The organism is Gammaproteobacteria bacterium, from assembly GCA_029884425.1.
Taxonomy (GTDB): domain Bacteria; phylum Pseudomonadota; class Gammaproteobacteria; order S012-40; family S012-40; genus JAOUHV01.
On sequence record JAOUHV010000017.1, the window covers coordinates 1 to 23,302 of the forward strand.

18 protein-coding genes are annotated in these 23,302 nt (G+C 54.5%); 10 read left to right on the forward strand and 8 right to left on the reverse strand.

The window, feature by feature from the left end:
* Both OEW58_06485 and OEW58_06490 read right to left on the reverse strand, forming a co-directional pair.
* A partial coding sequence (locus tag OEW58_06485) for a methyl-accepting chemotaxis protein (GenBank protein MDH5300993.1) occupies positions 1 to 1,857 on the reverse strand: 1,857 nt, incomplete at its 3' end.
* 142 nt (positions 1,858 to 1,999) lie between these two features.
* Positions 2,000 to 5,095: an Ig-like domain-containing protein gene (locus OEW58_06490; GenBank protein MDH5300994.1), complete on the reverse strand. Its 3,096-nt coding sequence runs from the start codon at positions 5,093 to 5,095 to the stop codon at positions 2,000 to 2,002.
* A 182-nt stretch (positions 5,096 to 5,277) separates the two neighbouring features.
* Here OEW58_06490 and OEW58_06495 point away from each other — a divergent pair, with 182 nt between their 5' ends.
* The 7 genes from OEW58_06495 to OEW58_06525 all read left to right on the forward strand — a co-directional run bounded on the left by OEW58_06495 (position 5,278) and on the right by OEW58_06525 (position 10,836).
* Positions 5,278 to 5,535 carry a late competence development ComFB family protein gene (locus OEW58_06495; protein ID MDH5300995.1) on the forward strand — a complete coding sequence of 86 codons (258 nt, stop codon included), beginning with the start codon at positions 5,278 to 5,280 and terminating at the stop codon, positions 5,533 to 5,535.
* Between the two features lie 134 nt (positions 5,536 to 5,669).
* Positions 5,670 to 6,797, forward strand: coding sequence for a transaldolase (gene tal, locus OEW58_06500; GenBank protein MDH5300996.1), 1,128 nt, complete (start codon positions 5,670 to 5,672; stop codon positions 6,795 to 6,797).
* 59 nt (positions 6,798 to 6,856) lie between these two features.
* A complete protein-coding gene (gene pgl / locus OEW58_06505) occupies positions 6,857 to 7,588 on the forward strand; it encodes a 6-phosphogluconolactonase (GenBank protein ID MDH5300997.1) in 732 nt (243 codons plus the stop codon).
* Positions 7,585 to 8,571, forward strand: a complete 987-nt coding sequence (locus OEW58_06510; protein ID MDH5300998.1) for a glucokinase — start codon at positions 7,585 to 7,587, stop codon at positions 8,569 to 8,571. The genes pgl and OEW58_06510 overlap by 4 nt, the downstream gene beginning before the upstream one ends.
* Complete coding sequence (apaG, locus tag OEW58_06515) at positions 8,568 to 8,951, forward strand: Co2+/Mg2+ efflux protein ApaG (GenBank protein MDH5300999.1); 384 nt, start codon at positions 8,568 to 8,570, stop codon at positions 8,949 to 8,951. The genes OEW58_06510 and apaG overlap by 4 nt, the downstream gene beginning before the upstream one ends.
* Before the next feature lie 101 nt (positions 8,952 to 9,052).
* On the forward strand, positions 9,053 to 9,193 hold the full coding sequence (locus tag OEW58_06520) for a hypothetical protein (GenBank protein MDH5301000.1): 141 nt from the start codon (positions 9,053 to 9,055) through the stop codon (positions 9,191 to 9,193).
* A complete protein-coding gene (locus OEW58_06525; GenBank protein ID MDH5301001.1) occupies positions 9,193 to 10,836 on the forward strand; it encodes a GAF domain-containing protein in 1,644 nt (547 codons plus the stop codon). Before OEW58_06520 ends, OEW58_06525 begins: the two co-directional genes overlap by 1 nt.
* On the opposite strand, the gene OEW58_06530 is transcribed toward OEW58_06525, so the two are convergent.
* Positions 10,833 to 11,105 carry a hypothetical protein gene (locus OEW58_06530; GenBank protein ID MDH5301002.1) on the reverse strand — a complete coding sequence of 91 codons (273 nt, stop codon included), beginning with the start codon at positions 11,103 to 11,105 and terminating at the stop codon, positions 10,833 to 10,835. The genes OEW58_06525 and OEW58_06530 overlap by 4 nt on opposite strands.
* 81 nt (positions 11,106 to 11,186) lie before the next feature.
* On the opposite strand from OEW58_06530, the gene OEW58_06535 reads away from it, so the two are divergent.
* Both OEW58_06535 and OEW58_06540 read left to right on the forward strand, forming a co-directional pair.
* Positions 11,187 to 14,597, forward strand: a complete 3,411-nt coding sequence (locus OEW58_06535; protein ID MDH5301003.1) for a UvrD-helicase domain-containing protein — start codon at positions 11,187 to 11,189, stop codon at positions 14,595 to 14,597.
* A gap of 9 nt (positions 14,598 to 14,606) precedes the next feature.
* Positions 14,607 to 15,470 carry a tetratricopeptide repeat protein gene (locus OEW58_06540; protein ID MDH5301004.1) on the forward strand — a complete coding sequence of 288 codons (864 nt, stop codon included), beginning with the start codon at positions 14,607 to 14,609 and terminating at the stop codon, positions 15,468 to 15,470.
* 24 nt (positions 15,471 to 15,494) lie between these two features.
* On the opposite strand, the gene OEW58_06545 is transcribed toward OEW58_06540, so the two are convergent.
* Positions 15,495 to 16,454 (reverse strand): VTT domain-containing protein, encoded by a 960-nt coding sequence (locus OEW58_06545; GenBank protein MDH5301005.1) that lies wholly within the window; start codon positions 16,452 to 16,454, stop codon positions 15,495 to 15,497.
* On the reverse strand, positions 16,444 to 17,307 hold the full coding sequence (locus tag OEW58_06550) for a sterol desaturase family protein (GenBank protein ID MDH5301006.1): 864 nt from the start codon (positions 17,305 to 17,307) through the stop codon (positions 16,444 to 16,446). The genes OEW58_06545 and OEW58_06550 overlap by 11 nt, the downstream gene beginning before the upstream one ends.
* 116 nt (positions 17,308 to 17,423) lie before the next feature.
* Here OEW58_06550 and OEW58_06555 point away from each other — a divergent pair, with 116 nt between their 5' ends.
* Positions 17,424 to 18,089: a metalloregulator ArsR/SmtB family transcription factor gene (locus tag OEW58_06555; GenBank protein MDH5301007.1), complete on the forward strand. Its 666-nt coding sequence runs from the start codon at positions 17,424 to 17,426 to the stop codon at positions 18,087 to 18,089.
* 37 nt (positions 18,090 to 18,126) lie between these two features.
* Here the strand turns inward: OEW58_06555 and OEW58_06560 are convergent, their stop codons facing one another.
* The 3 genes from OEW58_06560 to OEW58_06570 form a co-directional block, all read right to left on the reverse strand.
* Positions 18,127 to 18,975 (reverse strand): SDR family NAD(P)-dependent oxidoreductase, encoded by an 849-nt coding sequence (locus tag OEW58_06560; GenBank protein MDH5301008.1) that lies wholly within the window; start codon positions 18,973 to 18,975, stop codon positions 18,127 to 18,129.
* 147 nt (positions 18,976 to 19,122) lie between these two features.
* Positions 19,123 to 22,191 carry an efflux RND transporter permease subunit gene (locus tag OEW58_06565; protein ID MDH5301009.1) on the reverse strand — a complete coding sequence of 1,023 codons (3,069 nt, stop codon included), beginning with the start codon at positions 22,189 to 22,191 and terminating at the stop codon, positions 19,123 to 19,125.
* Positions 22,188 to 23,300 carry an efflux RND transporter periplasmic adaptor subunit gene (locus tag OEW58_06570; protein MDH5301010.1) on the reverse strand — a complete coding sequence of 371 codons (1,113 nt, stop codon included), beginning with the start codon at positions 23,298 to 23,300 and terminating at the stop codon, positions 22,188 to 22,190. Before OEW58_06570 ends, OEW58_06565 begins: the two co-directional genes overlap by 4 nt.
* Between the last annotated feature and the right edge of the window lie 2 nt (positions 23,301 to 23,302).

The window sequence follows — 23,302 nt, forward strand, 5'->3', positions numbered from 1 at the left end:
TTCGTTCAGCTTGATCATCGCCTCGTTAATTTGCTCCGCCCCTTGAGATTGGAAATGCATCGCTTGATGCACCGCCTCAAAACGCGGACTGAGCGTTTCTACCAGATCGATAATTTCCGACTGCTGTTTGCTGACGATCTGCACCTCGTTGACCCCGTGACGCACCAGATCGGTAAAGAAACGAATACTGTCAACTCCCACAGCAACCGAGTCCTGCATCTCGCGAATCATGTGCTCAATGTCCAGAGTCGATACCGCAGCCTGGTCGGCAAGGCGGCGAATTTCCACAGCGACCACCGCAAAGCCACGACCAGATTCGCCGGCTTTTTCCGCCTCGATTGCCGCGTTTAGCGACAACAGATTGGTCTGATCGGCCACTTTGGAAATGGTAGTCACGACGCCGCTGATGCTGGAGGCTTTTTCTTTAAGCAGTTCCAGTTTGTCACCCACGGTGACAACACCCTCGGCCAACTGGCGCATAATATTTTCCATGCGCGACAAGCCAGCGTGACTGTCTTCTGCCGAATTGGAGGCGCGCTCTGCCACACGCCCCACTTCATCCATGGTGAGTACCAGATCTTTGGTGGTAGCAGAAATTTCAGTCGCCGTCGCGGCGATGTCGTGCGTGGTTTGCGCCTGATTTTCTGCGGTTACTTCCAGTTGCGACATGGAGGCAGAAATTTCGGTGGCAGCGGCGGCCAGTTGCACTCCAGAATGTTGAATCTGCGCGACCAGTTCGTTCAAACTTTGAATCATCCCTTGTACGCCCATCGCCAGCTTGGCGAAGGCATCTTCACCTTCCATGTGGACGCTGGCGGTCAGATCCCCTTCGGCAACGTGATTAGCCACCTGTAGCAGCAAATCCACTTTTTGTTGCAATACATCAACTGCTTCACGTTTCTCTTCAATCGAGCCACGAATGTAGTCGACCATCACCTGCAACCGAGTACCCAACTCACCGATCGCATCTTTACCATCAAAACCAACCGTAGCGCTGTAATCCCCCTCAGCCACGCGATTGACCACCGCGAGCAGACTGTCCACTTTGGATTTCAATTCATTGGCGGTGGCATGTTCACGCTCGTGCGCGACGCTGATATTGTCCGCCATGGTGTTGAAGACTTCACCCAAACGTCCCATTTCGTCATTGCTGTCCCATTCCATCCGTGCGTTTTCATCGCCTTCAGAACGAGATTGCAATACTTCCATCATGTGACTGACTGGGCGATTAAACCAACGATTGATGAGCAGGTTGGCGATCAACAATCCAAGCGCAAACAAACCCAGGTTCATCGCGATGTTGAACAGGGTTTCTTCTTTGACTTTGGCATCCATTTCTTCCAGTGAGAAACTGACGCGCACTGCACCATTGACCGAACCTTCGGGCACTTCATGACAGGCCAGACAGTCAACGCCGCGGGTGTCGCGCGTCGCTTCAAACGGCGTCAGGATCGTCAATATCCGTCCTGTGTCGGTTTCGCTGACCACGGTTTGTGGCTCACCTTGCAGTGCCAGGTTATCCAGATCATCCACCGCTTGGGCATCAGCTGAACCTGAACCGTATTGAATCGATACTGGTAGGCCGCGAATCACTCGCGCCTCTCGTACGTGATCACGCGACAGCAACTTTTCGCGCAGCAATCCTCGCTGATCCATCGTGCCAGTCAGCATCATGGTGTTCAGACTGTCGAAATACCAGGTGGTCAAGTCAGTGACCTGCTGCTTGGCAACGGAAAGCGCATATTGGCGCTCGCGGTCAACCGACACCAGGGTGCTCACCACCATTACGGCCAAAAAGATAAGCGCAATGCTGATATTCAGCTTTGCGCGAATAGACAATCCACCAGAAAAAGCCATGCCAGCTCCCTTTGCCACATTTTCTAACAAAATCATTGGGCTACTGCGCTCCCAACCGGCTAGGCGGTTGAGAGCTAACAGTTAATCGGTCGCACAGGCAAAAAAATGAAATCGAATCCAGAAAATTGGATTCGATGCTGAGTTACAGCGCTTTGCTGAATTGCAGATTGTAGGACGCACCGCCAATGGCTGACGCACCGGGTTCGGCCAAACCCTCCTTATGACCATACACCCGCAAGGTCAGGTTCCCGGCGTCCGGCGGCGAAATAAATTCGCAGCGCTGCACCGTGGACGGCAAGGCACTCGCCACTGCCGCAGAATCAGGTACCTGAGGACACAAATCACCCGCCGAGTCGGAATACAAATTCATGTAGACCACTTCGGTTTGGCCGCTCATTGTCAACACGTAGCTTGTATTGGCCTCCAAACCTGCCAGTTTGTAAATGCTTAGCGCATCCCCCATAGCCGCATTCGATGACACCATGCCGCTGACTGCAGCCGCCGCCGGCTGTAGTGTCTTTGCAGGATACGCCGTGCTACCTTCGTTTTCGTAGACTTCAGGCATCACCTGCAGCCTGTAAGGCACTCCACCCAGGTCATCAAGCACGCCAACGTATAACTTACCGCTACTGGTCAGGGCTCCACAGGCCAAACTATTGCGATTCGCCGCCAGGGCCAAACAGGACTCACCAAAACTATAGGGCCGCTGCGCAACCCACAGACGGCTCTTATCCAGTCGCAACGTAGCACCGTTGGCGGTCACCACCTTTACCGTGTAACGCCGATTCAGTGGCAACCCGTTGATCACATGGCTATACCGCTGGACCGGGTCCAATTCACGAACAGAACTGATGTCATAGACCGCACCCTCTTGGAACGTACCGAGGCTGGGCAGTTCGGTCACGTTGATCTGCGTCGTTGACGAGACTGCACCGCCACTGCCGTCTTCGATAACCAGCGAAGTCGTTCCCACCCCCATGGCGGTCACACTACACAACTGGTTATCCACATCGAAAACGCTGCCTTGGGCAACCCCGATATTTGCCGTCATGCACAGCAAATCACTGGGCGTATTGCCCAGATTACCGTCAGCATTGACGTAGGTCACTGAAAAATCACGCACTTCACCAACCACCATGTTGATCACCGCAGGCAACGATACCGATATGCTGGGTAGCCCCGCCGCGGTCACCTGCAGCACCAGATTTGCGACGTGATTGGTGTTAACCCGGGCGGAGACAATCACATTGCCCGGCCCATTCAGCTGCAACACGCCGTTAATCACTTCCGCGACATTGGCATCGCTGGTTTGCCACTGTACCGAATATTCATAATCGGCCAGTATCGAACCATCGGTACCAATCACTGTCAGGATCGGAGTCAGATAAATACCTGCTGGAAACTGACGGGCGGGCACCGGCAAATCAATCGCCACACTGGCCACCCCCTTGGGAGCAATCTCGAACACCAGCGGATTACTGGGCACGCCTTCGTAAGTACCAACCAACGTCACATTGCCGATGTTGTAGCTAACAAATTCGCCCTTGGTGGTCACCGCCCCCATGCCCGGAGGATCCACTTGCCAACTGATCAGGTCGCTACGCAGATCGACCACAGGCTTGGCACCGTTGTAGTCCGCCCGCACAGACAAGCCAACTTTTTCACCCAGCGACAACAGCGTCTTGCCACCCACGGCGCTCAATACCAGTTTGCTCGGTTTCATCGGCGTAACACTGATATCCGCAGTAGCCTGCAACGTACCCTTGGCCGTACCGGTCAATGTGGCTCCAATACGGGCAACCCCTTCCTTCAAACCGGTCACCTTGCCATCGGCAGCCACCGACGCGAATTCCGCGCCGCTTTCCACCGACCTGGTGGCATCATAGGCAGGATCAGTGCGGTCGGTGTATATCGCGTTAACCATCAATTGCAGCACACCGCCCACTGCCACCTGGGTGTCGGTTTTGTCGATTTCTATGCGCTCAATCGCTGCCGGCGTAATTTCTATCTTTTGCTCAACCGATTTGTCCTGATAGGTCAGCTTCAGCACCGCCGACTCATTCGCCCGCAGGCCGCGATAAAAGGTACCGCTCTCCGTCGTCACCCGCTCAAGGATGCCTGTTGGCGTCACCGTCCACAGCACGTCAGGATTGCTGGTAATATCGTAACGAGTGTCGTCATTGACGTATTTGGCTTTTACCGTCAATCCAACTTCCTCGCCCTTGGGCCATTTCCAGATATTTTTGCTGGAAACCACACTGATGCTTTCCAACTGCGCGGGCACCACTTCAACCGACAGTTTGGCCTGTGCGCCGGCAAAATCCACTCCCAGATTACCTTCCCCTTCCTGATCTCCGCGCAATGCATACCCCGTCAACACACCATTCTCGCCGAACTTGCGCAGCAATTGGAAATTATCGGATAAATACTCGGAGACCGCCGCCCAGCGGGTCACATCCTGCGTGCGCCCCCCCTCGTAATGCGCAATCACTTTTACATCCACCTGCTGGTACAGGGGCAATTTGGTCAGGCTGGGGACAGTTACAATCTCCAGCGACTTGGGGGTAATGCGTCCACCAAACCGCATCTGCCCCTGGTTCACGTCCACCTGGTATTCAAACGAATGATGGCCGCCTTCCGAGGGAAAAATATTGTTCAAAACCATCGACCCCGAACCCTCATTGAGGATTTGCGCAACACCCGAGGAAGAAATTGTGAATAACTCTGGATTGGTGGAATAGAAGAAATAGTTGTACGTCAAATCCTGCACGTACCGCTGTTTGGTCGCACCATATCCGCGTTCGAACCGACCGGTCAGACGCACTTCGCCATTGACCAACTGCGGCTCCAGAGCCATCAGATCCGCACGAACCAGTTTTACATCAAACCGTCCGACATATTTCTTGTCGGTGGTCATCAATTTGATGGTGCACTTGCTACCATCGTTAGTGCCTCGCGTCTGCAGCAAGTTTTTCGATTTGTTCGGCCCTACGTAGGCACGCGCAACAGATTCATCATTGGTTTCCCACAAAACCTCGCCATCGTACGGACGGGAAGTACCGTCAGAATATTCCATCTTGGGCTGAAGCTGAACAATGTAACCGGAGGGAAGGCTGACCTCCTCGACGCCCAGGGTCAGACCGGTGGGCGTGGGCTCCATGACTTGTGATGTACCCAAACCGCAGGCCGACAACAGCAGCAACAGCGCTAATCCGAGAATTCGAGAGATGACTGACATATGCATGAGCACCAAAATAACCCACCTGACTTAGGGAAACCTTATTTTACTGGATATGCACCCGGGCGCTACTGACGTTTTTACCTGACACCCCATGGCAAAACTCGCCCTCAGACACTCAAGCACGCCCCACTTTGACACGATAAACACCGTGAATTGTACGCCAACGACCGGGAAGCGCCATGAGTACCGTACACAATTATTACGAAAACCTGGTATTCAGCCAGATTCGCAAGCAAACTGCGCAACTGAACCTGATTTTGGATCAAGAACAGTTCGAGGACGCTGCCTGCCTGGCATTAAACCGCCTGCCGCCGCGCTATGTCCGTTTTGACGTTGATACCACGTTTTACCTCAGCTATGACGAAATGATGGACATCGAACGACGCGTGGTAGCTGCCGTGACCGAAGCATTAGCCATCGTTCGGCAGCCGTCCTGAGGCTACCGTGCACCATATTTGCAACCCAATAATTAACCGGGCAACGACTAAACTACTCTAAGACATTAAAGTCTAACTTAGCCCCGTCGACGTAGTTGCTCAGCAAACCCGTAATCAAGCGCAAGGAATCAACCATGACACGCAACGCACTCAAACAACTTCGAAAATTTGAACAAAGCTTCTGGTTCGACAATATCCAGCGCAGCATGCTGGACAACGGCGACATCGAACGCATGATCGCAGATCAGGATCTGCGCGGCATCACCTCCAACCCATCCATTTTCGAAAAAGCCATTACCAGCGGCAGCGACTACGACAGCCAAATCCGTCAGTTGCTGCGGGAAAAACCCAGCGCCGACAACCGCGCATTTTTCTTCGAACTGGCCATTCGCGACATCCAGGGCGCGGCTGACAAACTGCGCGGCGTGTATGATCAAAGCAAGGGTCTGGACGGTTACGTCAGCCTGGAAGTCTCACCCGACCTGGCACACAACACTCAGGCCAGCATTGACGAAGCCCGCGAGCTGTTCCGCCGCATTAACCGCCCCAACGCGATGATTAAAATTCCTGCCACCAAGGCTGGCATTCCGGTCATCGAGCAACTGATCGCCGACGGCATTCACGTCAACGCCACGCTGCTGTTCTCGGTGGAACGTTATGTCGAAGTGGCCAAAGCCTACATCCGTGGCCTGCAAGCCCGCAAACAACGCAGCGAATCACTGGCCGTCGCCTCGGTCGCCAGCTTCTTCGTCAGTCGCGTCGACAGCAAACTTGACCCACTGCTGGACAAATGCGCCGGCAAAACTGCGGCTCATGATGCGTTGCATGGCCAGATCGCCGTCCTCAACGCCAAAGCCGCCTACGTCGAATATCAAAAACTGTTCGACGGCAAAGACTTCGCTGCACTGAAATCCGCAGGCGCAGTACCTCAGCGTCTGCTGTGGGCCAGCACCGGCACCAAAAATGCGGCTTACAGCGATGTGCTGTACATCGAACAACTGATCGGTCCACACACCGTCAACACCATTCCGCCAGCGACCGCCAAAGCGTTCCACGAGCACGGCAATGCCGCCAACACCCTGATGCAAAATTTGGCTCAGGCACCGGCGCAATTCGGTCAACTGGCCAAGCTGGGCATCGACATGAACAAGGCCATGCAGGAGTTGGAAGACGAGGGTGTGTCCACGTTTGCCAAATCGTTTGACAATCTGCTCGCCGCCATAGGTGAAAAGCGCAACAAATTAGCGCAAAATGCCGCTTGAACCGAACCACCGATCCCGCCACCAGGCGGGATCGGCCTAATAGGAGTCTCAACATCGACATGGAAAGCCAACTGCGAATTTTTGCTGGCATCGAACAACTCAACCAAGCCGCCGCCGAACTGTGGCTAAGTCTGGCCCAACAAGCCATCGCCCAACGTGGCAGCTTTCACATCGCCCTGTCCGGTGGCAGCACTCCAAAGCTGCTGTACCAGCGCATCGCCACACTGGCCAATGCCGAGCTGCTGCAACACAGCCATTTTTACTTTGGCGACGAGCGCTGCGTACCACCGGATCACCCGGACAGCAACTACCGCATGGCAAGGGAAGCGTTGTTTGACCGCGCAGCCATTCCTGCCGCCAATATTCATCGCATCGACGCCGAATTGCCTGCAGCGCAGGCCGCGCAGCGCTACCAGGCGCTGCTGCAGCGCCAGCTTCCCAGCGTCGACGGCATGGGCTGCTTCGACCTGATTTTGCTGGGCATGGGCGAAGACGGCCACACTGCCTCACTGTTCCCCGGCACCACCGCCCTGAGCGAACAACACAACTGGGTCTGCGCCAACGAAGTGCCACAACTTCACACCTGGCGCATCACCTTCAGCTATCCGTTGATCAACCATGCCCGCCATGTCGCCATTCTTTCCGCCGGCGCCGGAAAGGCCGAGGTCATGCGTCAGGTCCACCAGCACAGCCAGCAGCCGCCCTATCCGATCGAGAACATCCGCGCCAGCCACACATTGCACTGGTTGCTCGACCACGCGGCCGCCAGCCGCCTGGAACCTCAGTCATGAGTTTGCGGCTGGCCGCTGACATTGGCGGCACCCGCAGTCGGATATTGGTCAAAGACGTCCAGCAGCGCGAGATCTGGCGACAAAGCTACCCCAGCGCCAACTACGCCAGCCTCACCCAACTGCTGCGCGAAGTCATTGCCCAAACCGGCCCGATTGATGCCGCCTGCCTGGCGGTCGCCGGCCCGGTCAACCCAACCAGGGAGGGACAGCAGGCCCAGGTCACCAACCTGCCCTGGCTGCTGGACAGCGAGCAGCTCAAGGCTGAACTCAACATCCCCTGGCTACTGCTGATCAACGATTTTGCTGCCGTCGGCTACGGCCTGGATGAACTGGCCGAATCCGACCTGCTCACCTTGCAACCCGGAAAACCTCAGCCAAACGCGCCACGGGCGCTGATCGGCGCAGGCACCGGTCTGGGGCAAGCCCTGCTACTGCCGCAACCACAGGGATACCGGGTACACGCCACCGAAGGTGGTCATGTGGACTTCGCCCCCAACAATGCCCTGCAGCAGGAATTGCTGACTACTCTGAATCAGCGCTACCCACACGTGTCGGTGGAGCGCGTCCTGTCCGGGCCGGGACTCGTCGCCATTTTTTCGTTTCTCGCCGATCGGGCGGCGCTGCCGTCTGACGCCCTGGAGGCCATACTCAGCCAGGACGACGCCGCCGCCCACATCAGCCACCTGGCCAACCAGCAACAGCATCCGCTGGCGCGACAGGCGCTGGACATGTTCGTGCAAATCTATGGCGCTCAAGCAGGCAATCTGGCCCTGAGCGTGCTACCCTATGGTGGTCTGTACATCGCCGGTGGAATTGCCGCTAAGATACTGCCCCGACTACAAAAAGGGGATTTTATGGCGGCGTTTCTGCACAAGGGGCGGATGAACAAGTTACTGACCCAGATCCCGGTCAACATCGTGCTCAATCCAGACGTAGGTCTGCTGGGCGCACTCAAATTAGCCAGCTCACGCCAACGACCATGATTCAGCAGAAAATTTACGATATCCAGGTACACGTCAAACCCCAATACCTGCCCGACCAGTCGTCACCGACATTGGGCCGGTACACTTTCGCCTACACCGTCACCATCACCAACACCGGCAACCAGGCCGCACGCCTGCTCAGCCGCCACTGGATCATCACCGACGCCACCGGCAAGGTGCAGGAAACCCGAGGTGAAGGTGTGGTCGGAGAAACCCCCTATTTGCGTCCCGGCGACAGCTACGAGTACACCAGCGGCACCGTCATGGACAGCCCGGTCGGCTGCATGGAAGGCAGCTACCAGATGCTGGCAGACGACGGCATCCAGTTCGACGCCACCATCCCTGCCTTTACCCTGAGCATCCCCCGAGCCCTGCACTAGTTCACATTCCGCATAAACACTGCCTCCAGCCCCTTAAACCTTGGAAAGTCGCTGCCGCTAACGGCCTAGAACCCTTGTTGTTTGGACCAGCTGGAGAGCGAGTGCTAAACACCCAACGCCCGTTTTTGATCGACGACCCTGCGTCGTCGCTGCCAGAGACACCTCGTCTGATGATGCCCTGTGGCGTCAGGCTGGCGCACATCGGTTCGCCAAATCTCGTCAAACACCACAAGGATCCGTGATGATTTCGCCGTCGGACATTCTGTCACGCATTGAAAAGCTCAACAGCCTGGGTATTTCCCTGTCTGCTGAAAAGGACAAACACAAACTTCTGAAAAAAATTCTAGAAGGCGTGCAGACCATCACCAATGCCGATGGCGGCACCCTGTATCTGCTCGACGAGCCCAAAAAGCACCTGCGGTTTGAAATTTTGCAAAACCATTCCAAAGGCATTTATCTGGGCGGCCCCGGTCAACCCCCCATCAACCTGGCCCCAGTGCGTCTACGCCTGGCCAATGGCAAATCCGATACCTCGACCGTCGCGGCGTACGCGGCCAACACCGGCACCACCGTCAACATTGCCGATGCCTACGAAAGCCAGGGATTTGATTTTAGCGGCACCAAAGAATACGACCGCATCATTGGCTATCGTTCCAAATCGTTCTTAACCATCCCGATGCGTAATCACGAAAGCGATGTCATCGGTGTGCTGCAATTGATTAACAGCACCGACAAATCCACCGGCGAAGTTGTCCCCTTCACCAGCGAAGACCAACGTCTGGCCGAATCGCTGGCCTCACAGGCCGCCGTGGCATTGACCACCCACATTTTGATCACCGACTTGCAGGTATTGCTGGAAAAATTTATTGGCGTTATCGCCGACGCCATCGACGAAAAATCACCTTACACCGGCTCTCACTGCCGACGCATTCCAGAAATTGCAATGATGTTTGCCCAGGCCATTCACGACAATGAACACGGCCCGCTGGCAGAGGTGCGCTTTTCTGACGAGCACATGTACGAAATTAAAATTGCTGCGCTGATGCACGACTGCGGCAAAATCACCACGCCGGTGCATGTCATCGAAAAGTCCACCAAACTGGAAACCATTTTCGACCGCATGGAATTAATCAATTCACGATTTGAAACGCTGTATCGCGATGCTGAAATTGATTGGCTGAAGGTGCAACTTGACGCTAATGGCGACAAGAAAAAACTCAAAGCGGCAGAAAAGCACTATCGCGATACGCTTGCCCAGCTCAATGACGACCAGCGTTTTTTGCAGCAAAGCAACAAAGGCAGCGAGTCCATGAGCGCCGATGCACAGAATCGCGTCAAAGAGATTGCCAAACGCCAATGGCGCGACAGCGAAGGCCAGCAGCGGCCGTTGCTCACTGAAAATGAAGTCCTCAATCTCAACATCGTCAAAGGCACCTTGACCAGCGACGAACGCGCCATCATCAACGGCCACATTTCCACCACCCTTCGCATGCTGGAATCACTGCCCTTCCCCAAGCATCTGAAAAATGTGCCCGAGATCGCCGGTGGTCATCACGAGCACATGGACGGCAGCGGCTATCCACGCGGTTTAACCCGAGACCAAATGTCAGTGCAGGCGCGCATGATGGGCATCACCGATATTTTTGAAGCGCTCACTTCCGCCGACCGCCCCTACAAAAAACCCATGCCCCTCAGCCAGGCATTGGGCATCCTGGCAAAAATGCGCGATGACCAGCACATTGATGCCGACTTGTTCGAAATTTTTATTCGGCAAAAAGTCTATCTGCAATACGCGGAAAAATTCCTCAAACCCGAGCAGATGGATCACATCGACGAAGCTGCGCTGTTACAGCGTTCGCGTGCGCACCAGCGCAAAAGCGCCTAGCCACGAAATCGGCCATCGTCTTTGAACAAACTATTGCGATTATTCAGCACCCACGTCACGAACCGTTCCTCACGCAACGCCAAACGCACCAACAGCGGCAAACGGCCATGAACCTGCCGCAACACCATTGCCATCACCTTGTCATTCTGCGCGAACGCCGCCATTGACTGGCCACTTTGCTGCGCGGCCTGCTGCAGCATCAACTGAACCATGGGTAAATGCGGTTCAATCAATCGTTCTATTCGCTGACGAACTTGTTCCACTGACATGCTTAATTCCCTCCTGCAATCACTTCATTCTAACCGTCCTGCCCCTGCCGTACAGCCTGGAGCCATGTTATTCTTGCCCCCATGCAAAATAATCCCTTGTTGGCCGCCCATCCCCGACACAACGCCGTGGTTAAAGCCTCTGCCGGCGTGGGCAAGACCTATCTGCTCGTGACCCGCCTGCTGCGTCTGCTGCTGGCCGGCGCACAGCCCGATGCCATCCTCGCAGTCACCTTTACCCGCAAAGCGGCGGCAGAAATGCAAACCCGCCTGCTCGAACGCCTGCTGGAACTGTGCGCCAGCGACGATCAACAACTGCGCAAACAACTTCGCGACATTGGCGAAGATGACAGCGACGCCACCTGTCAGCGCGCCCGCCAGTTGTTCGAACAACTGCTACGCCATCCCATCAAGGTTAAAACCACCACCTTCCACGCCTTCTGCCAGGACATTCTGCGCCGATTTCCGCTGGAAGCCGACGTGCCGCCAGGTTTCGCCCTGCTGGACAAAACCACCTTGCTGTTGGACAGCGCCTGGGACGCAATGTGCGATCAGGCCACGCGTGCGCCCAACGACGAACTGGCGCTCGCACTGGAAACCCTGTTCAGCCACTGCGGCACGCTCAACAGTGCCCGCGAAGCCCTGGATCAATTTATCAATTTCCGTGCGGACTGGTGGGCCTACATCGCCGACCAGACTGATCCCGTTGCCTATGCCAGCCAGCGCCTGCAACAACAACTCGACATCAATGCCGACGACAAACCGCTCGCGCTGTTGCAAAACGAATCCACACAACAACAATTGCGCACTTTTGCGCAACTGCTGGCCAAACATCAGACTGCCACCAACGAGAAATTCGCCCAAACCCTTGCCGATGCGCTCGCCAATACACCGGACCACGAGGCGTTTTTCAGCAGCGTGCAGGAAGTATTTTTCAGCCAAAGCGGACCTCGCTCACGCAAGGCCAGCAAAGCCCAGCAAAAATCCATGGGCGTGGATGGTGAACAACAGTTTCTGCAAATTCACAGCGAAATGTGCGCATTGCTCGATCGCATCAACGACCTCCGGGCACGACATAAAACCTATCAGCGCAGCCATGCCTGGTATCTGGCCGGCAATCATTTTTTGCAACAATACCAGCGCCTGAAACAGGAACAACGCCAACTGGATTTTGGTGATCTGGAATGGAAGGCGTATCAACTGCTGAGCAACAGCGACAATGCCCACTGGGTGCAATTCAAACTCGACCAGCGCATTGATCATTTGCTGGTGGATGAATTTCAGGACACCAACCCCACGCAATGGCGACTGCTGCTGCCACTGCTGGAAGAAATGGCCCAGGCACAACGCGACAGTCGTTCAGTGTTTCTGGTGGGTGATGACAAACAATCCATTTACGGATTTCGTCGCGCCGATCCGCGCCTGCTTGATCAAGCCGGTCAATGGCTGAAACACCATCTGGATGCGCGCCAGTATCCGATGGATAAATCACGCCGATCCTCACCAGCCATCATGGATGTGGTCAACAACACGTTTGCGCACGAGCAAATGCAACCGCTCATGCCGTTTTTTACGCCGCATGATACGCATCAAACACTGTGGGGCCAGGCAGAATTACTGCCCCTTTGTCGCGCCGAAGACAGCGATGCCAACGATGAAGAAGAAATCAGCATCGAACTGCGCAATCCACTCGAACAACCACGCGCTGGCGGTGAAGCCCATGCCAGCACGCTTGAAGCCAGTTTGGTCGCGCAAAAAATCCGTCAATTGATCGATCAGCAAACGCCGATTGGCGACGAAAAAAATGCCCGCGCCTGTCGCTATCGCGACATCATGTTGCTGTTGCGCTCACGCACCCACGTTCAGGCATTTGAAACGGCGCTGCGCGAACACGGCATTCCCTATCTGGGCGCGGACCGTGGCACTCTGCTTGAAACGCGCGAAGTTCAGGACATGGTGGCGCTGCTGGAATTGCTCACGCTGCCATTCAACAATCTGGCGCTGGCCACCTGCCTCAAGTCGCCACTGTTTTCCTGCAGCGATGACGATCTAACGCTCATTGCACAACATTGTTCCGCACAAAAAAGCTGGATGGATACGCTACTGGCCGATGACAATTTTGCCGCGCCGCTCTCGCCTGCCTTGCAGCGCGCCCGCGAATTATTGTCGCAATGGCTGCCGCTGGCCTTGCACACGCCCATTCATGATCTGGTTGATCACATTTATCACCAGGGCGATGTGCTGGCGCGTTACCAAGCCAGTATCCCGTTTTTTTTACGCCAACGGGCACAGCGCAATCTGGGCAAATTTCTGCAACTGGCGCTTGAGGTCGACAGTGGCCGCTATCCCAGCAGTGGTCGCTTTCTGGCTACGCTGGCTGAAATGCGTGGCAACACTGACGAAGCGCCCAACGAAGCCAGTCCAGGTGAAAGTGCCGATGCAGTGCGCATCATGACCATTCACTCTGCCAAGGGACTGGAGGCGCCGGTGGTGTTTTTGCTCGACAGCGCGCGCGAAACCCAGGCCCGCCACGCCAACAAGGCGCTGGTCTACTGGGCAGATGACAACACCTCCGAGCAAAACAAACCGGAGTATTTTTTCCTGCTCGGCAAAAAAGACGATCAGGACGCGATCAGCCAACAACTGCTGCAACAACTGGCCACGCGCAACCAGCAGGAAGATGCCAATCTGCTGTACGTTGCCATCACGCGCGCACGGCAATTGTTGTTCATCTCCGGCAGTCAGGGAAAACGCAGCAGCAACGGCGGCTGGTACGGCCAGTTGCAACAATCGTGGCCGCATGATGACGAACAACAGCCACAAATTATTTGTTCCAACACACCGCCGGCAATTCGCCAAACTGACACAACCACCACGCCGCAACCACAACCGCAGCTGGATTGGTTGCATCAAGCGGCCACCAGCGACAGTAACGAACAGGCGTCCAGCCCCAGTGAACTCGGCAACGATGAACTGGTCGACAGCGAATGGCAGGGCGAACACAATCGCCAGCGCGGCAATGCGATTCATCGCTGCTTGCAATTGCTCAGCGAGCAGCCCACGCTGGATCGGATGCAATTAAAAAATCAGTTGGCGTTTGAAATTAACGTCAGCCACGATGCCGATATTTTGCAACTGGCCATTGACGAAGCCATGCAAACACAACAGCATCCGGCAACGCATCATCTGTTCGATAGCACCAGCATTCAACGCAGCTGGAACGAGGTCCCGGTGCAATATCGTCAACGCCAACAGCAGCAACACGGCATCATCGACCGTCTGGTGGAAACCGACAACGGCATTATCATCTGCGATTACAAAACCCATCGCGTGCAAGGCGAGCAACTGGCACAAACCGCGCAACACTATTTCCCACAACTACAGGCCTATGTCGATGGCATACGCCAATTGTGGCCAAACAAAACCATACAGGCACAACTGGTATTCACTCACACCAACACCGTCGTTGCGGTCCCCCTGGAAACACGCCCTTAGGAGCAATCAATGAGCACTAACGAATTTGTTCACGTTGTCACCGAAACCAGTTTCGAGCAAGACGTCATACAGCGCTCACAACACGTTCCTGTTGTGGTCGACTATTGGGCTGACTGGTGCAACCCCTGCAAAATTCTGATGCCTATCCTGGCCAAACTCGCCGGTGAATATAAAGGCGCGTTTCATCTGGCCAAGATCAACACCGAACAACAGCGCAATTTGTCCGCACAGCACGGAATACGCTCGCTGCCCACGGTGCGCATTTATCGCCACGGTGAAGTGGTTGACGAGTTCAACGGCGCGATTCCGGAAAGTCGGGTGCGCGAAATTATTGAAAAACACATCCACCGCCCGGAAGATGAATTGCTGCAGCAAGCGCTTCCGCTTCTTGCCTCGCAGCAAACAGCCCAGGCAGTTCCGCTGCTGCAACAGGCACTGCAACTCAATCCACACAGCATAAAAACACTCACGTCATTAGCCGATGCCTATTTGGCGCTGAACATGAGTGATGAACTGGCGACAATGATACAAAATTTGCCGGTCAATCTGGCCGAAGACAGCAGTTTGCAAGTCTATGTTTCACGCATGCGCTTCGTTCAACGGCTGCAAAACGCACCGGATCAGGCCAGCCTGGAACAACGCATTGCCGCCAATGACAGCGATGTGGAAGCCCATTATCTGCTCGCAGCCTATCGGGCCACTCAGCAACAATGGGAAGCAGCGATGGATGGTTTTTTGAAAGTCATTTCGCTGGATCGAAAATTCGGCGATGACGCCGGACGCAAAGCCGTGCTGGAAATTTTTAATATTCTCGGCGGCAGCGGCCCAGTGGTAACCATGTATCGAGTAAAAATGGCGCGCCTGCTTCACTAGCCCGGCGCGCCCAACAAGTTACGATCATTGCACCGCGTAACCGCGGCCACGCCAGGCGCGCATGCCGCCTTTCACCACACGCAAGTGGCTAAACGCATGCCGCGCCAGCAGCTCCGCAGCCTTGCTGGAACGTCGATCTGTATGACAAATCAGTGCAATCGGTTGTGCCTTATCCGCACCCAATTCGGCCAGACGCTGCGGCAGAGCCTCCAGCGGAATATTGATCGCGCCAGCAATGTGCCCCAATTCGCCACGAAATTCGTCAGCATTGCGCACATCCACTACCAGCAATGACTCCGCATTTTGTTGACGCTGCTGCAGTTCATCAACGCTAATCATCTGCCGCTTCATTTGCTTGATAAAGCGCGGCAAAAACATCGCCACCGCCAACAAAGCCACAGCCAACAGAATTTTTTGAATTAAACCATCACCACCGGCAACGGCTTCGCGACCTGCATAACCAAGATAGGTGTAGGCAATTGCGCCAGGCAGCATGAAAACATACGACGCCAGCACAAATTGCAGCAGCGGAATTCGCGTCAATCCCAACGCATAGTTCAGTAAATTAAACGGAAACAGCGGCACCAAACGAACAAAGGCGACAAACCGCCAGCCTTCGTTTTCCACGCCCTGTTTGAGCTGTTTCACCCGGCCTGTGGATTTCTGCTCAACCCAATCCGAAGCAATGTAGCGCGCTAACAAAAATGCCACCGTGGCCCCCAAGGTCGCGCCGGTCAGGTTATAAACCGTTCCCAGCACTGGGCCAAACAAGGCTCCACCAACAAGTGTCAACACCGCACCAGGAAAAAACAGCACCGTGCCCAAGGCGTAAATCAGCATGAACAGCAAACCGCCAGCCGCACCCGTATCGCTGATTTGCGCCTGCAATGCCGCCACATCCAATTGATCACGAAAATAACTGGCAACCAACACGCCTGCGACAATCAGCACCAACAACAACCATTTGCCAAGATTATTTTTCATCGCTGTTACTCCACTGCCGACGATTAATGGCATAGCCAGTAATCTTGCCTTTAAAAGGCAAACTCAACATTCCCGGCAACCACGTCACCTGCTTGGCCTCACGATAGTGATGAATACCGATGGTCATTCCCTGATGACCATGTCGCGGCTGCGCGATGTATGTGCCAAACAATCTATCCCAGATCGCCAGATTAAAACCAAAATTGCTGTTGGCTTCGTTATCCTCCACCGAGTGATGCACGCGGTGCATGTCCGGTGTCACAATCAACCAGCGCAGCACCGCATCCAGCGAAGCTGGCAAACGCACATTACCGTGATTAAACATCGCCATCGCATTCAAAATCACTTCAAACACCACGATGGCAATCACCGGCGGCCCCAGCACAATGATGGCGGCAAACTTGATCAGCATCGACAAAATGATTTCCAGCGGATGAAAACGCGCGCCAGTCGTCACGTCGTAATCAGGATCTGCGTGATGCACGCGATGCAAACGCCACAACGTCGGCACGGCATGCACCAGCACATGTTGCAGATAAATAATGAAATCCAGCGCCACCACCGACACCAGCACCGCCAGCGGCAATGACAGTGGATAGTGGTTCAACAATCCCCAGCCCTGCTGCGCCGCAAACGCAGCCATGCCCACGGCCGCCGCCGGAAACAGCAGTCGCAGAATAAAACTGTTGAGAAAGACCAGGCCAAGATTGTTCAGCCAGCGCACACCTCTGGAAACCGTCAGCATCCGCGCCGGTGCCAGCGTCTCCCACACCCCCATCAACATCAGGGTGCCAAAAAAGAAGCCCATGCGAATGGTTACTTCATGCTGGGCAACAAACTCTGCAAAAGCCATAATGCGCCTCGGGTTAATATTCAAATGATTACTTGAATACAATATAGTCCAGCACTACCTTGTATTCAAGTAATTATTTGAATACCATGAACCCAGTCACACAACAGGTTCATGGCATGAGCAGTTTTAAAAAACAGCTATTCACCCAGTTTGCCCATATTGCCAAGGCAATGAGCAGCGCCAACCGATTGGAAATACTGGAATTTTTAGCCCAGCGTGAATACTCGGTCGAAGACCTGGCGCAGCGGATGGACCTGAGCATTGCCAACACCTCACATCACCTGCAGCAACTGCGCCACGCCGGCCTTGTCACCAGCCGCAAGGACGGCCTGCGGGTGTTTTATCGACTCAGTGGCAACGATGTTTCAATGCTACTTGATCAATTACGCGGTGTCGCTGAACGCCATCTGGACGAGGTTGGGACGCTCATTGACACCTACCTGCGCGCCAAGGACGACATGGAACCCATCCCCCGCGACACCCTGCTACAACGCGCCAAGGAAGGCTCGGTCACTGTTTTGGACGTCCGCCCTGCCGAAGAGTTCGCCGCGGGTCACCTTCCCGGTGCCATTAACATTCCGCTGGCGGATTTGAAAAAACAACTGGGACAACTGGATAGCCAACACGAAATCGTGGCCTACTGCCGAGGCCCTTACTGCGTATTGGCGTTTGATGCGGTAAAACTATTGCGCGAACAAGGACTGTCAGCGCGACGTTTGGAAGATGGCTTTCCCGAATGGCAAAATGCGGGGTTGCCGGTTGAGAAAACAGACAAACAATAATACCGATTGAATATTTCTGCCACGGCAAACGGTCATGCTACAGCCCAAACTGCTTGCGTAAAATGGCATCCATCCAGCGGCTGGGCAGCAGCCAGGCCAGCGGCGCAACGATTTTGGCCTGGCCAACGCGATAACGCGGTTTAGGATTGGTTGCACGCAACGCAGTTTCAATCACCTGCACCACACAATCCACAGACACGGCATTTTTATCCGGTGCCCCTACCGTTGCCAAGTACCTGGAAATCGCCGGCTCGTAGGGCTGCAACCGCTGCGCATCGAACGTTTTCTGCGATGTCTCACTGCGAGATCGACTGCGCTCCCAAATCGAGGTTTTTATCGGCCCCGGTTCAACGATGCTGACCTTGATGCCTTGCCCCTGGGTTTCCATACGCAGCGCATCAGTCATGCCTTCCAGCGCGAACTTTGACGCAACATATGCTCCCCAGAATGGAAACGCCACACGTCCCGACAACGAAGTCACCATCACCACCCGACCTTGGGTCTGCCGCAACAATGGCATGAACGCCTGCGTCACCGCCAACGTGCCGATGACATTCACTTCCAGTTGCTGACGCGCATCATCAATATTGACGCATTCCAGCGGCGCAATCATCGCAACTGCGCCGGCGTTATTGATCAACGAAAATGTCTCGTTTTCCGTCATTTCCTGACTAATGCGACGATAGGCGTTGGCAATCGACATGCTGTCGCAAACATCAAGAATCAATGGCCGGATATTGTTGTCTATTTTCTTTAAGGCTTCTGCATCTTTTTCTTTGCGCACCGATGCATAAACGGTGAAACCCTGCGCCGCGAATTTTGCCGCGCAAGCGGCACCAATACCACTGGAGGCACCGGTAACAAGAATCGTATGCTTGTTGGCCATTTCCATCTAACCTGATTTTTCTCATTGAAGATTGGCCGCCATGCTAACCCCATTACCATGGAATTAGCAATTCCCGTTACGGCAGAAAAAATTGGCAGAATTGTATTGAGCGACGAGTGATATTCACTCACTCGTCGCAGGGAAAAATCAGCGTGATGCGGCCTGAGCAATCCAGCGCATTCCGCGTTTTAACAATTGCAGAAAATCATCGACGTAAGTAAACACCACAGGAATCACCAGCAATGACAACACCGTCGATGTCAGCAATCCACCAATTACCGCCACCGCCATCGGTGAGCGAAAACTGGGCTCGGCTCCCAGGCCCATTGCCACCGGCAACATGCCCGCGCCCATGGCAATGGTAGTCATGATAATCGGTCGCGCACGTTTGGCACACGCATCAACCAGCGCCTCAAAACGCGGCATGTTATGTTCACGCCGCGCCTTCACCGCATATTCCACCAACAGAATAGAATTTTTACTCACGACGCCCATCAACATCAGCAAGCCGATAATGACCGGCATTGAAAACGCATGATCCATCATCAACAAGCCAAGGAACGCGCCACCCACCGAGAACGGCAATGCCGCCAAAATAGTCACCGGCTGCAAAAAGTCATGGAACAACAACACCAGCACGATATAGATGCACAACACGCCGATCAGCATCGCATAGCCGAAACTGCCAAACAGCTCCATCATGCGCTCCGCTTCACCGGAAGCAGGCTGGCTAATACCCGCAGGCAATTGTTGCAGCGACTGCATGTTATTAATCTGCTCCTGCAGCGTTCCCACCTGCTGCCCCGCCAATTCGATTTCGATGCTCACATTTCGCTTTCGGTCCAACCGATCAATTTCGCTGGGGCCACTTCCCAGCGTTACTTCAGCCAATGCCGACAAGGGCACAAAGCCGTGTTTCGCGGGCACCTGCAATTGTTTTAGCGCTTCGATATTCTGTCGAACATCTTCTTGCAAGCGAACCCGAATGGGAATTTGTCGTTGTGGCAAATTCAGTTTTGGCAAACGCACTGCGTAATCGCCACCTGTTGCCACCCGAATGGCATTTGCCAACGCTTCGCTGGTCACACCCAAATCTGCCGCGCGAGCATAATCGGGCGTGATATGAATTTCCGGGCGCTGTAAACTCGCACTGGAGGTGATATTGCCGATATCTTTCAACGTCCGCAGTTCGTTTTCCACCACACGCGCGGTATCGTTCAGGGCAACCGCATCTTCGCCCTGCAATACCAACTGGAATTTTTCACCTGACCCACCCAGGCCAACCGAGGTGCGAACCCCCGCCAGCGGTTTCAAACGCTCGCGAATTTCATTCTCCACTTCCGCCTGTTTTCGCGGCCTGTCGTTGCGGTGTTTCAGCGTAATGGTCAAGGTCGCCTTGCGGATGTCACTGCTGGCACCTTCACCAAACGGTCCGTGCCCGGCACTCACACCAACGGCGGTAAATATCGACACAATGTCATCAACCGGCAGCAATAATTCACGCGCCTGCTGTGCCGCAACAATGGTGTCTTCCAGGGTACTGCCCGGCTGTAATTCCAGCTTTACGGCGGTTTGATTTCGATCCGCCGCAGGCAAAAATCCCTTGGGCAACAAGGGCACCAGCATCAGCGATCCAATAAAAAACAGCAACGCCAGCGAAATGGTGATTTTGCGATGCGCCAGAGTCCAGCGCATCCAGCCCAGATAGCGCTGCTTCAGTGGACCATCTGGCTTTTGCGAGCCGTGTTCCTTGAGAAAATACGCCGCCATCATCGGTGTCAGCATTCGCGCCACCAACAATGAGGTTAGTACCGCCACCGCTGCGGTAATCCCAAATTGTTTGAAGAATTTCCCTGGAATGCCGCCCATAAACGCCGTCGGCAAAAACACAGCTACCAGGGTCATGGTGGTGGCAATCACCGCCAGACCAATTTCTCCTGCGGCTTCGGTCGCAGCCTCCAGCGGCTTTTTGCCCATACGTAAGTGACGCACAATATTTTCGATTTCAACAATGGCGTCATCGACCAAAATGCCGACCACCAACGCCATCGCCAACAGGGTCAGCACGTTGAGACTGAAATCGAGATAGTTCATCACGATGAAGGTTGGAATAATCGATAACGGCAAGGCCGTCGCCGACACCAGGGTCGCACGCCAATCCCGCAGGAAAAGAAACACCACCAGAATCGCCAGGAAGGCGCCTTCGTACAACAATTCCATCGAACCGTGATAATTGTCTTCAACCGCATCGACGGTATTGTAGGCTTCGACAATTTTTATTTGCGGAAACTGCTGCTGAAGTGTCTGCGCTACTTTGCGCACCTTGTTCGCCAGCTCCACTTCGCTCACACCACGCAGGCGCGTGATGTTAAAGCCAATCACCGGCTTTCCATCCAGGAAAGTATAGGTCGACCGTTCCGCCACGGTGTCACGCACGTGCGCAACTTCACCCAGGCGAATCGTACGCCCATCGGCCAAAGGAATTTCCAGCGCAGCAATATCCTGCGTGGTATGAGCAGCCGCCAGGGTGCGTATGGTTTGAATCGCACCACCGACATCTCCCCGCCCACCGGAGGTGTCCTGCTGAACCGATTTCAATCGTTCAGTAATTTGTGCCGGGGTAATGCCCAGTGCATTCATTTTCAGTGGATCAAGATCAACCGCGATTTCACGATCAACACCACCAATCCGTGAAAATGCGCCCACACCTTCCACTGCGCGCATGGCTTTGCCGATTTCATTATCGACAAACCAGGACAACTCTTCTTCATCCATGTGCTCCGACTGCACCGTGAAGGTGGCAATCGCCGCTCCGGTAGTGGTGATTTTGGAAACGATGGGATCATTCATGCTTGCCGGCAGCTTGGCACGAATACTGTCGATGGCATTGCGCACATCATTGACAGCCACTTCGGTGTCTTGATCAATATCGTATTCGACAATGATCGTAGCTGTGCTATCTGCGATGGTGGTACGTAAATGCTTTACGCCACCCAGATTGGCCAGTTTATCCTCAATCAACCGCGCCACTTCGGTTTCCAACTGACTGGGGGATGCTCCTTCCAGCGTCGCAGTCACCACCACGTTGGGCAGTTCAATATCAGGAAAGTTTTGAATACCTAATTCGCGAAAACTTTGAATCCCCAGCAGTGTCAGCAGGACAAACAGCAGAATGCCGGGAACCGGATTTTTTATCGACCAGGCCGAAACATTCATTGCTTAACTACCTTGGGTGCAGCGGCATTTTCACTGACCTGCACGGCATCACCACCGTTGAGGAATGCGCCGCCACTGAGCACAATGCGCGCATTGGCACTGAGCCCCTTGACGACTTCAACCCGGTTATTGGATCGCTGCCCTGTTGTCACTTTGCGTTGAATTACGCGCTGATCGCTACCCACTTCGAATATGTAGCTGTAGCCATCACGCAACACCACAGCGGATTCAGGCACGGTCATTACTTGTTTTTTCTCGAACAAAATTTCGCCTTGGGCAAACATTCCTGCGCGTGCATTTTTGCTCGACAACAAATCCACATACACCAACGTCTTGCGCGAACTGACGTCCGCCACGGGCGATTTCATCCGCACTTTGCCTTCGATTTGTTCGCCACTGGACAATCGCAAACGAGCATCTTGTCCTGGCTTCACTTTCGCCACCTGCTCGGCCATCAATTCCGCTCGCCATTCCAGACGGTTTTTCCGTACCAAACGAAACAATTCAGCACCCACCTGGGGCACAGCACCAAGCATGGCGCTGCGAGCGGATACCACGCCGTCATCCACGGCAACAATTTCGGTTTGTCTCAGGCGGATTTTTTGACTTTGCAATTGCGCTTCTGCGGATGACAAATTAGCGCGCGCCTTGTCGCGAGCCACCAAATACTGGGTCACCATTTGCTCAGAGTAAACACCACTCAGTTTTGCTTCCTCAGCACGCTTGGCATTTTCTTCCGCTTCACGCATCTCGGCATTGGCCTGCGCAACCAGTGCTTCTTTTTGTGCCAGATCGGCCCTTACCATGTCGGATGCCAGTAACGCCATTTTTTGCCCGCGTTTCACTTCATCACCCACATCCACCAGAATGTCGGTCACGCGCAATCCTGTCGTTTCTGCTGCCACAATCGCCTCTTGCCAAGGCCAAATTCCGCCACTGGCCAATTGGGTTTCGCTCCAGCTTTCAACGCTGGGAGTAATCGTTTTGACCGCCAATACCGGCCTTTCTTTTTTTGCCGCGTCGGGCTTGTCAGCTGCATTAGGCATGGTCACAGGCGTCAAACTTAGTAGCGCCAGCATCAACAGCGCATTGGTCTTTTTAAAATTCATTG

Excerpts from the sequence above, each read along its gene's own strand:
- OEW58_06535 (MDH5301003.1), top strand. The coding sequence starts at position 11,187 with ATGCAAAATAATCCCTTGTTGGCCGCCCATCCCCGACACAACGCCGTG.
- OEW58_06525 (MDH5301001.1), top strand. The coding sequence starts at position 9,193 with ATGATTTCGCCGTCGGACATTCTGTCACGCATTGAAAAGCTCAACAGC.
- OEW58_06570 (MDH5301010.1), bottom strand. The coding sequence starts at position 23,300 with ATGAATTTTAAAAAGACCAATGCGCTGTTGATGCTGGCGCTACTAAGT.
- OEW58_06490 (MDH5300994.1), bottom strand. The coding sequence starts at position 5,095 with ATGTCAGTCATCTCTCGAATTCTCGGATTAGCGCTGTTGCTGCTGTTG.
- OEW58_06545 (MDH5301005.1), bottom strand. The coding sequence starts at position 16,454 with ATGAAAAATAATCTTGGCAAATGGTTGTTGTTGGTGCTGATTGTCGCA.
- OEW58_06540 (MDH5301004.1), top strand. The coding sequence starts at position 14,607 with ATGAGCACTAACGAATTTGTTCACGTTGTCACCGAAACCAGTTTCGAG.
- OEW58_06550 (MDH5301006.1), bottom strand. The coding sequence starts at position 17,307 with ATGGCTTTTGCAGAGTTTGTTGCCCAGCATGAAGTAACCATTCGCATG.
- OEW58_06530 (MDH5301002.1), bottom strand. The coding sequence starts at position 11,105 with ATGTCAGTGGAACAAGTTCGTCAGCGAATAGAACGATTGATTGAACCG.
- OEW58_06555 (MDH5301007.1), top strand. The coding sequence starts at position 17,424 with ATGAGCAGTTTTAAAAAACAGCTATTCACCCAGTTTGCCCATATTGCC.
- apaG (MDH5300999.1), top strand. The coding sequence starts at position 8,568 with ATGATTCAGCAGAAAATTTACGATATCCAGGTACACGTCAAACCCCAA.
- OEW58_06560 (MDH5301008.1), bottom strand. The coding sequence starts at position 18,975 with ATGGCCAACAAGCATACGATTCTTGTTACCGGTGCCTCCAGTGGTATT.
- OEW58_06495 (MDH5300995.1), top strand. The coding sequence starts at position 5,278 with ATGAGTACCGTACACAATTATTACGAAAACCTGGTATTCAGCCAGATT.
- OEW58_06565 (MDH5301009.1), bottom strand. The coding sequence starts at position 22,191 with ATGAATGTTTCGGCCTGGTCGATAAAAAATCCGGTTCCCGGCATTCTG.
- OEW58_06510 (MDH5300998.1), top strand. The coding sequence starts at position 7,585 with ATGAGTTTGCGGCTGGCCGCTGACATTGGCGGCACCCGCAGTCGGATA.
- tal (MDH5300996.1), top strand. The coding sequence starts at position 5,670 with ATGACACGCAACGCACTCAAACAACTTCGAAAATTTGAACAAAGCTTC.
- pgl (MDH5300997.1), top strand. The coding sequence starts at position 6,857 with ATGGAAAGCCAACTGCGAATTTTTGCTGGCATCGAACAACTCAACCAA.